The 10,247-nt window shown below is 37.5% G+C and carries 8 protein-coding genes; all 8 read right to left on the bottom strand.

The window, feature by feature from the left end; all coding sequences use genetic code 11:
- Positions 1 to 605 precede the first annotated feature (605 nt).
- Genes Q0W37_RS09325 through Q0W37_RS09290 form a run of 8 tightly spaced genes read right to left on the bottom strand, consistent with a single transcriptional unit; the run spans position 606 to position 10,214 of the window.
- Positions 606 to 1,982 carry a mannose-1-phosphate guanylyltransferase/mannose-6-phosphate isomerase gene (locus Q0W37_RS09325; protein WP_297700847.1) on the bottom strand — a complete coding sequence of 459 codons (1,377 nt, stop codon included), beginning with the start codon at positions 1,980 to 1,982 and terminating at the stop codon, positions 606 to 608.
- 22 nt (positions 1,983 to 2,004) lie between these two features.
- Positions 2,005 to 2,625, bottom strand: coding sequence for a DapH/DapD/GlmU-related protein (locus Q0W37_RS09320; RefSeq protein ID WP_297700845.1), 621 nt, complete (start codon positions 2,623 to 2,625; stop codon positions 2,005 to 2,007).
- Between the two features lie 11 nt (positions 2,626 to 2,636).
- Positions 2,637 to 3,866 carry a glycosyltransferase gene (locus Q0W37_RS09315; RefSeq protein ID WP_297700843.1) on the bottom strand — a complete coding sequence of 410 codons (1,230 nt, stop codon included), beginning with the start codon at positions 3,864 to 3,866 and terminating at the stop codon, positions 2,637 to 2,639.
- Between the two features lie 18 nt (positions 3,867 to 3,884).
- Positions 3,885 to 4,949: a polysaccharide pyruvyl transferase family protein gene (locus tag Q0W37_RS09310; RefSeq protein WP_297700841.1), complete on the bottom strand. Its 1,065-nt coding sequence runs from the start codon at positions 4,947 to 4,949 to the stop codon at positions 3,885 to 3,887.
- Positions 4,930 to 6,045, bottom strand: a complete 1,116-nt coding sequence (locus tag Q0W37_RS09305; protein ID WP_297700839.1) for an acyltransferase — start codon at positions 6,043 to 6,045, stop codon at positions 4,930 to 4,932. The genes Q0W37_RS09310 and Q0W37_RS09305 overlap by 20 nt, the downstream gene beginning before the upstream one ends.
- A 22-nt stretch (positions 6,046 to 6,067) precedes the next feature.
- A complete protein-coding gene (locus Q0W37_RS09300; RefSeq protein WP_297700837.1) occupies positions 6,068 to 7,795 on the bottom strand; it encodes a thiamine pyrophosphate-binding protein in 1,728 nt (575 codons plus the stop codon).
- A 6-nt stretch (positions 7,796 to 7,801) separates the two neighbouring features.
- Positions 7,802 to 8,680, bottom strand: coding sequence for an SDR family NAD(P)-dependent oxidoreductase (locus Q0W37_RS09295; protein WP_297700835.1), 879 nt, complete (start codon positions 8,678 to 8,680; stop codon positions 7,802 to 7,804).
- Positions 8,681 to 8,684: 4 nt separating this feature from the next.
- Complete coding sequence (locus Q0W37_RS09290; protein ID WP_297700833.1) at positions 8,685 to 10,214, bottom strand: hypothetical protein; 1,530 nt, start codon at positions 10,212 to 10,214, stop codon at positions 8,685 to 8,687.
- Between the last annotated feature and the right edge of the window lie 33 nt (positions 10,215 to 10,247).

The raw sequence follows: 10,247 nt of genomic DNA, 5'->3' as shown, positions 1-10,247 counted from the left end.
TTTCCGCGTTGCACAGCTCCGCGGCTTCCTCGTCCAGCATCGTGTTGAGGGTTTCTTCGATGGTCTTTCTAATGACTCCCTTCAGGTCGTTCTTGAGATTTTCCTCGTCAATTTTGATTATATTGTTATCCATAGGATGCTCTTCTTTTAGGTTGATTTGTGGTTATTTCAAATCTAAAAATTGGAACATCCTATTTTTTTACCCCCTTAGAGGAATTTGCGAAAGAAAATATACGTTACCCTCCCTTCAGGTCGTTCTTGAGATTTTCCTCGTCAATTTTGATTATATTGTTATCCATAGGATGCTCTTCTTTTAGGTTGATTTGTGGTTATTTCAAATCTAAAAATTGGAACATCCTATTTTTTTACCCCCTTAGAGGAATTTGCGAAAGAAAATATACGTTACCAAAATATACGTTACCCAGCAGAGCTACCAGTGGCTGGAGGCCTAACGCAGAAAGCGGGAACCGAGATGTCTGCCGAGCTCGCCCTGGACAGCCGAATTCTCCGGGATGGCTTCAAGAAAATCCCCACCTACCACAAAACATCTCCTGCCCGAATTTCTTCAGGCAGGAGATGTTTTGTTTTGGGGAATTTAAAATCACTTACATTCTATGAAAGTCATCTTCCACGCGGATGATGTCATCTTCGCCGGTGTACTCGCCCACCTGCACTTCAACGATCACAAGCGGGAGCTTGCCTTCGTTCTGCAGGCGGTGAACTTCACCCACGGGAATATAGGTCGATTCGTTCGGACGCACGTAGAAAACGTTCTTGCCGACAGTCACCGTAGCGGTACCGCTCACAACCACCCAGTGTTCCGAGCGGTGCAGGTGTTTCTGCAGGCTGAGGCGCTTACCCGGCTTCACCACGATACGCTTCATCTTGTAGCGCTCGGTAGATTCCAGCACGGAGTACGTACCCCACGGGCGGCTCACCGTCTGTGGGACGTTGATTAAGTCGGAGCCGCGCTCCTTGAGTTTTTCCACCACCTTCTTCACCTTCTGGCTACTGGAGAGCGGGGCGACGAGAAGCGCGTCCGGAGTGTCCACGATAAGCATCTTGTCGAGGTCAATCGTCGCAATGGCACGCTGGCTACCCATCACCAAGGAATTCTTGGAATCGACAGCAATGTGACGCGGGTTCACGTTGTTGCCATTTTCGTCGTGCGGGTATTCGCCATAAAGACTGTCGAAACTGCCGAGGTCGCTCCAGCCGATATCGCTGGGCACCACCTTCACCTTGTTCGACTTTTCCATCACAGCGTAGTCGATGGAATTTGCCGGAATGGCAAGCATATCTTCGCGGTCGATGCGGATGGGTTCACCATCTTCCACAACCACGTCAGAAAGGGCCTTCTTTGCAGCAGCGAGCATTTCCGGAGAATACTTGCCGAGTTCAGCAAGGAAAGTCTTTGCCTTGAAGCAGAAAATGCCGCTGTTCCAATAGAAATTACCAGAAAGCAAGTACTTTTCGGCAGTGGCAAGGTCCGGCTTTTCTACAAAGCGCTTAACATTTTCGCCATCGGCTTCAATGTAGCCGTAGCCCGTTTCGGGGCTCGTCGGCGTAATGCCAAAGGTCACGAGGTTGCCCGCTTCGGCAAGTTCCTGGGCGCGGAGGAGCACCTTCTTGTATTCGTCTTTCTTGCGGATTACGTGATCCGAAGGAGAAACCAGCACGATGGTTTCAGGATTCATGGTAAGGCAAGCGAGAGCAATAGCAGGGGCAGTGTTGCGGCCCACCGGTTCCAAAAGGAACCTGGCACCCTTCATGCCTTCCATTTCGAGCTGGTCCTTCGCAAGGAAGAACTGGTCGGCATTGGAAACAATGAACTGCGATTCGCAAACAGCGGAGTTCGTCACCACCGTCTTGCGGAACAGGGACTGTCCGTCAAAAAGCGGTGCAAACTGCTTGGGCATCAAGGAGCGGCTCACAGGCCAAAGGCGCGTACCGCTACCACCACAAAGAATCAAGTTAATCATGTTTTCTCCCAAAATTAATTTTTTAAACTTGACAAATCTTTCGAATCATCTTTGCTGGATTGCCTGCCCAAATTTCATTAGGCGGAATACTCTTCGTCACAACACTTCCTGCACCAACAATTGACTTTTCGCCAATCGAAACACCTTTCAAAATTATCGTTCCTGCACCAATAAAAACATCATTTCCGATTGAAACTAGTTTAGACTTGCAATGATCCGAATCCGTCATACTATTACGACGATTTTCATAATTTGTACTATGAAAATCGCTCGAATAAACCTTAACACCAGCACCCATTAATACATTATCTCCTATTATTATATCCGCATCAGATGCAATCAATGATGTTTGTGATATACCAACATTACTTCCAATAATCAATTGGGCATCCTTCGCAATTAAAATACATGGCGTTGTATAACCAATTGTATTTAAAGATAAGCCATTATTCATTTTAAAATTTTTCCCAATTTTTATACGACCTCTAATGACGTTTACTATAGGATATCCATTTGTTTTGTAGCCATCTGTTTCAACATCAAGAGAAAAAAAACACAATTTAGTTCTGCAAATAGAATAAATTGCATATATAAAACGACAACATTTTCGAACAACTTTATATGGGATAGTATGCAGTTTCATTGCAACCTCATTTATTTTTTTGAAATAATCCTGTAAACATCTAAAAGATCATTTATAATTCTATTTCTATCGTGTCTTTTTAAAGCTTGAATACGCGCTGAATATCCTATTTGTTCATTCAATTTTTTATTCTTGTATAAAAAATCTATCATATAAGCCATCTGATATGGATCGTTAGAAGGTACTAAAAAGCCTGTATTACAATCATCTATAATTGAGGCTAAACCACCCACATTTGTGGCAATGACAGGAACACCTAACATTTGTGCTTCACAAACGCTATTGGGACTATTATCAATATAGCTTGGATGTACATAAACGGATGATTCGATTATACTTTCAATTAATGTTTCTGTATTTGCCACTCCTTCTAATTTGACATCAACTTCAGAATGTTTAATTCCTATTTTTCCTTCTATATATGTTGGATTGATATTTCCAAAAACTTTCCATATAAAATCTTTCTTAAAAGATTTCAATAAAAAAGCCGTTTTAAGTATAGTGTCAAAACCTTTATAAAGTGGAGAGGATATCGTTGAAATTATAATTAATTCTTTAGGATTTTTTCTTTGCCACTCTCTATAAAAATCATTCCGTAATATTTCGCTCCCATAAAAATAGATGCTCTTTGGATTTAAAATGAAAGCAACTCTTTTATCCCAATCAGTACGACCTATATAATTTTGATTTCTAGAAAAAATTTCTTTTTCTCGAAAACAGTTCATTTGCCATGTTTTTCGTTCTATGTATTTTTGTACAAAATGAATTGGTCTAAAAAAATTATTATACCAAGAAAAAAAAGGTGGCAAAAAGGCATTGAAATAGGGATTTAAAACCCCTTGAATATGAATAATTGTCGGGACGTTGGTTTTATTAGAAATAAGACCAAATTGATGCTCTGTTCCAAATATGTGAATTATGTCTGGTTTATAATCCGCAATTACAGACAATAATTTTTTTTCATAAAATAGCCAAGATTTTTTTTCAATCAATGAAGAAAAAGGAAATAAAGACAACCATTTTTTCAAACGCCTTTTAAGAATATTTCCCTCTTTCATTTTGTATATAGTTAATTGGGAATCGGTAATTTTTTCATCACTTTCAGAGAAATACCCTACGGCAATTTCATGTTCTGTTGATTGGACAAGTGTATCAATTAAAGACGAAATCCAACCACCTCCGTTGTATGAGCCTTTAAACGTTTTCCTTATTGGAATGTTTGAAAAAAACAAAATACGCATACAATGTCCTTACTAAAGTCAATCTTTATATTCTAAACAGGAATAAAGTCTGTCCCAATATCGGTCTTTAAAATATGATGGATTATTATAAATATGCCGTTTTTCGTTCAACATATTAACAGCCCTTTCGTAAGCATCATCCAAAGATTCTGCATATTGTACGTTCTCGCCAAACACTTCTTGCGGGAACCATTTAACTCCGCTACTCAACTTATGATCCGCAGAACTAACAACAATAACCGGAGTATTTGCTATTGCCGAAAAAATAGTTCCATGATAGCGATCCGTTATCACAACTTTATACGTTGATATTTTTTCAATCATCTTATTAATCAATTCATCACGGAACTTGTGCATCATTCCGGATGAAATTTTCAAAGTTGTATCAACTTTTTCTTTACGCACATTACCAAATCGTTGCATCAAATTGTCAATATCACTTACTGAATAAAAAGCTTCAATGTCATCACGGAAACAGAAAAGAACACCTTCTCTATTCGCACTATACGTTCTCAAGCCTATCAAGCTTGTCACAATATCTGGATACAATAAAAGTTTTGTTGTTCCAAAGAGTTGTTTTGCATTTTCGTAAGAAATTTCATCACGGCATAGGAGGGTGAGATTTTTTTTATTTCCAAAAGTTTTAGCCACACGTTGCTTTACAACAGGTGTATAGAGATTGACAGTCTGCGGAAGAATAATAAATTGATTATTCCAATGTTGCATCAAAAAATCGTATGAAAACCAGCCCCCATGATGATCGACAAAGAAATATCCGCTATGTCCAATAAACACATCATTCTTTCGAACCGTTAATTTCAAGACCAAAAAAGCCCAGAAGGTATAATTAAACAACAACGTCTCGAATCTATTTGCAAAAGGTACGCAAAGATGTCCAAGCGACAACATTTTATAATTGCTGAAATTTTCTTTAATCCACTTTTCGGTACACATCAACTGCGCTTGATCACCCAAATTAGGGTGCGTGGGAATGCTAAACAATATAACCTTTTTCTTCAAGGTAAAAAAAGCCCGAATAAAAAAGACAATTAATCGCCACATTCTACAGAATTCGAATTTCATTAATGCATCCTCTATTTGACTTTAACAATTTACTAAACAAAAAACTCATTGTTATAATAACGAACAAAGGCACAAAAACATCCTTGTACCCCACAAAATACCATTCAAAAGTCAAAACCTTGATGTGAATCAAATAAATCCAATAAGACAATCCCGATAAAACAGTAATTACGCTATGAAATTCTAATTTCTTTTTTAACAACTCGTTTACAATAAAAATCGAAATCAATGCCATATTTGCAAATACCATATAGACATAATCATGCATATAAACAGAATAAATACATAAATAAACATTTGTTATAAAACAGACTGCCAACAAAAACATTTTTGTCATTCTGACTGATTTAATATCAAGTACAGCCAGCCCCCCCCCTAAAATAAGAGCCCAAAGATTTCGCCAATAATGGGCTGGCAACTCAAAAATAAAAAAACATACACCAGAAAAAACAATCAATGCAACATATAAAGCAAAGAAACCTATTGGAAATTTATCTAAACGAAATATACTTTTGGAAATCAAAATAGCTATGTACGATACAACAGTAACCCAAATAAACCACATTGCACCATCAATCTCAATTAGCCCAAGACACATACCCAACTTTTGTATTAACGGTATTCCTGCCATAAATCCGAAATACGAATTCACTCGATAAGCTGCAAGCTCACTTTGAGTTACACCTTCAAGTGAAATCATACTGTAAGTCAACACAGTCACAGAACAAATAATCCAAAATGGGATCATGATTTTAAGCAATCTTTTTTTTACAAACAAAATTGCGTTGGTTCTACAGCGATATTCTGATTTCACAACACCATACGAAGAAAGCAGAAAGAAGATAGGCAGTGAAAAGGAGCCCCCCCCCACAGCCACAAGACTCGAAATAAGGCCTCCGTTTTCATATCGTAATGAAAAATGATGCAAAACAATAATAACACAACAAAAAGCTTTAAAAAAAGCAGAAGTTTCTTTTGATATAAAGGAATTTACATCCTTTGCTATCGGCAAAGATGACTCCGCAAGCCCATCCTTTTTGCGGAACATAAGCAAAAGAACAATTATTATAAAAACTATTTCTACATCAACCAACATTTATAGGACGATCCTTTTCGCTTTACTTCTTTATCAATTTCACCATCGACTTTGCCACGCCCTTAATTTTTTGTTTTGTACAATAGGAGGCGTCAACCAACAAAGAACGCATAATCGTTATCGAACGAGTTTCATCTTCATTATCTGTATATACCTCAAACACCATCGGCTTATCATGCCGATTTCCAGAAATAAAAGTCTTATAATTCTTTTCAAATTCTGCTTTATTATTTGCACTTAAATATTCATATCCCAAGGCTTCAACATAAGACTTTATCAATTTAGGTGATTTATTCCCATAATGTCCTCCAGCTGCAACAAATTTGTCTGCGTCATCCCCCAATTGATATGCAGGATGCCAATACATTCTAAATTCCGTTCCCTTGCCGTTGTTGACAACCATAATTCTTACATTATTTGATATATGACGATTACCCAAGGCATTCATATCATAAAAGAACGCAAGATCCCCTAGGAATACAAAATGTATTTTTTCAGGATTAGCAATAGACGCTCCAACCAATGTGGACAGTCCCCCATCAATACCGAAACCACCCACATTGCAACTAGTCATGTACGCTTGTGGAACATCAAAAAAATTCCAGGCCCTTAAAGAATTAAGTATTCCGAAATGCAGCACAGATCCCGCAGGTATTTCCTTGTGGATCCTTTTTGCAACCCAAGCATTAGAAAACGGCAGTTCAGGGATTTTATTATATGCTAAATAACATTCTTTACAATATTGAGTGTACAAATCATTTTTTTTCTCTTTCCGCTCTTGTATATAGGATTGAAAAAATGTCTCTTCAGACATTTCGAAAACAGCATTCAACGAGCCCTTAAAAGCATCCTTTACTTCACCATCTTCATCCACTCTCCATGTTTGGGAAGAAGATACATGCCAATATTCACCAGAAACTTGACCTATATGAACAACCAAATCCAAGGTTCTTAAACTTGATCTATATTTTTCTTGACATGCAACAATTGAGTAATTAATTCGATATGGTCCAAAATAGTTACTCGTTTGATCACAAAAAACAACTGCATTGTATTGCTCGCAAAAACGATTTATATAAGAAACCACCGTTTCAGAAAAACGCTTATGAGCCCCAACAAAGATTCCAACACGTCCATCTGGAATTTGTGGAAGTTTTTGATTTGCAAAATAACGTTTTATTATCTGAACAGGCTTGGCGGATTCTGCTTTAAAATCAGCCGAATTATGGGTCGCCAAATTTATATGAACAGGACCACCACCCCGTCTAGTCAATTCCAATATAGCCTGATTAATCTTAATCGTATTGCTCCATTCGTCATTTTTGTCTTTAACAAACGGAATGTTCACAGATAAATTTGCAACATCATTGGGTAGCGACCGACGATCGATAACCTGGGGAACCATCTGTCCGATAAATTCTTCTCCATGGTTACAAGTCACTGCTAAAACCGGTAGTTTTCGATAAAACGCTTCTGTCAATCCTGGCAAATAGTTTCTAGAAGCAGTCGCTTCAGTACACGTGATTACAACAGGTTCATTCAATTCAGCAGACAAGCCGCAAGCCATATACGCAGCCGAGCGCTCATCAATTGAAGAAAAAACCTTAAAATATCTATCATTTTGTATACTCACAACAAACGTCATGTTTGCTGTTCCTGGAGAGGCTATAACATAGCGAATTCCGTGCGCCTTGAGCAGAGAGATTAAAATTTGAACACTTCTTTCTACGGTATAATACATATTTTCCATAATCAATTACCTAAATGAATAATCCATATCTTCATTTGAAAAAACACCCGCACCACCAGTCATATATACAACATCACCCATAATTGATCGTCCCATACTGCTTACTAAAATAACAGCCATATTAGCGATTTCTTCTGGTAAAATAAAACGACCTATAGGCGTATTCGATGAAACTAAATTTTCATCCGATTTGTTTGAGCGCAACATAGGCGTCGCCGTTTGTCCAGGAGCCAAGCCATTAACGACAATATCATATGGAGCCAAAACTTTCGCCAATCCAATAGTCAACCCTCGAATACCCCATTTAGACAAAGTATATGCAGACGCCGCAGGACGTAAACTTGACGAAGAAGCGATATTCAAAATATTGCCACGAATGCTGTTTTCTTTAAAATAGTGACCAATGTGTTGTGACAAAAAAAACGGTCCTTTTAAGTTGGTGTCTAAAACAGAATCGTAAGCATCTTCAGTCGCATTAGAAATATGACCACCAAGTACACCAGCATTATTGACAAGAATGTCTATTTTTTGTGGAAAAACAAGTTTTAAAGCATCTTCAAATTTTTTCGAAAACTGAGACACATCCGTATTGTTCATTTCAATTCCATAAATACAACCTTTATTACGAACTTGTTTTTCAATTTCAAAACAAGCCCGATCAATTCGTTCTTTTGTTCTCCCCGTTATTATAACCTTCGCTCCAGCATTAATGTAGGCTTTAGCGATTTCTAATCCTATGCCACTCGTACCTCCAGTAATCAAGGCAACGCGTCCTTTAAGATAATCATTAGGTGCAATAACTGAAACTTGCGGATATACTTTTTTTACCGGCACCCCAAAAACGATATATTTCAGCACTCTTTTTATGTAAGTTTTTACTCCCATAATTTTATCCTTTAATTTTTTTACATACCATATTGATAATCATTTTTCGTTCTTGTTTTGACATTCCTATCAAGAATCCCCAAAAAAATGTTGACACGATACAAACAATACAAGACACGAAAAATCTAACAAGCCCCTCGTTCATACGCATCATCACAATAATCGGCAAGATTACTGCCAATAGTGTCATTGGAACAATTCTACCAAATACATCCTTGACAAATGTCATAACAGGGAATTTAATTAAATCGTGCATAATCCACAGTCTTATCAAATTCAAAACAAAATACACCGCAATAAACACAATATACGAAGCACTTACCGGCGCACCCAATTTATATACCACATACGAAATCGGGAAAACCAAGCAACCAACAGTTGTAATCCACAATGTGTATCGACGAATATTTCCAGTAGCCAAGCATGCCGTACAGCCTGTATTTCCCAAGCCCATTACCATGGAGCCAACAAGTCCTAACTTAACAAAAAGACTCGTTTGTTCGGGCACTGTTTTTAGCCATAATTTAAGAATAACATCAGTCTCAAAGAAAAAAGGTAGAGCAAACAACATCATCAGCAAATAAGAAAAGCGAGCACCTCTGCATACCAATTTATTCATTTCATCTATGTTGTTTGCGGCATAATTTTTTGTAATTTGCGGATTTATCGCCATAACAAAATTATTGACAAACTGCATTATCGCTCCATCAACCTGAACAGCAATACCACGAGCAGCATTAAAAGTCACACCAAAGAAAATATTGATAAGCATATTAATACCCTGCGTGTTAAATATATATGCCGTATTTGTAAAGAAGCTCCATCCAGCAAACGATCCAATATCTTTTAATAATTCTTTTCCAAAATACAGTTTATATCGACTCTCTGCAAAATGCTTATGACAATATATTCCATAAATCAGTCTAATAAACAATGAAATTGCAAAAACTAAAGCAGCATAAGAAATCAGTTTATCCCAAGGAGAAACCACGATTAGATAACATATGCCCAACTTTCCCAAAGCTTCAATCACGCTAACATACGCAAAAGCCTTCATATGTTCATGAGCAACAATACACGCATTATAGGGAACGCTAAGCAAATTAACGCAAAATGATGCTAATGAAAATTGCAGCACCCAGAATGCAGCATTCAATCTTTCCGTAGGAATATTTAATTTGTTATATAAAAACCAGAGGCCTATAGTTTCCGCTATTAAAATCACCAATATTGAAATAAATACTTGGATATTGACGCTAGTCGAAAAAACTCGTTGCAGTTTTCCAAAATCATTCTTTCCTAATTCAAATGTTATAAAGCGGCTTATTGCATTAGAAAGTGCTCCAGAAATAACACTAAACATCGCAATTGCTCCACCGACAACATTATAAACACCATAATCCTCAACGCCCAATGCCGCAAGGACAACCCTACTTGTATAAAGGCTTATCGCCATAACAAGTAGAGTTCGGAAATACAAGAACAACGTATTCTTGGCTATGCGTTTATTATTTTGTTGATTAGAATTAGGCATTCATCACATAAAAATATGTTCTAAAAACTACAT

The organism is uncultured Fibrobacter sp. (assembly GCF_947166265.1).
Taxonomy (GTDB): Bacteria; Fibrobacterota; Fibrobacteria; order Fibrobacterales; family Fibrobacteraceae; genus Fibrobacter.
Note: the sequence above shows the minus strand (reverse complement) of the source record. Positions and strands in the feature narration are given on the sequence as shown.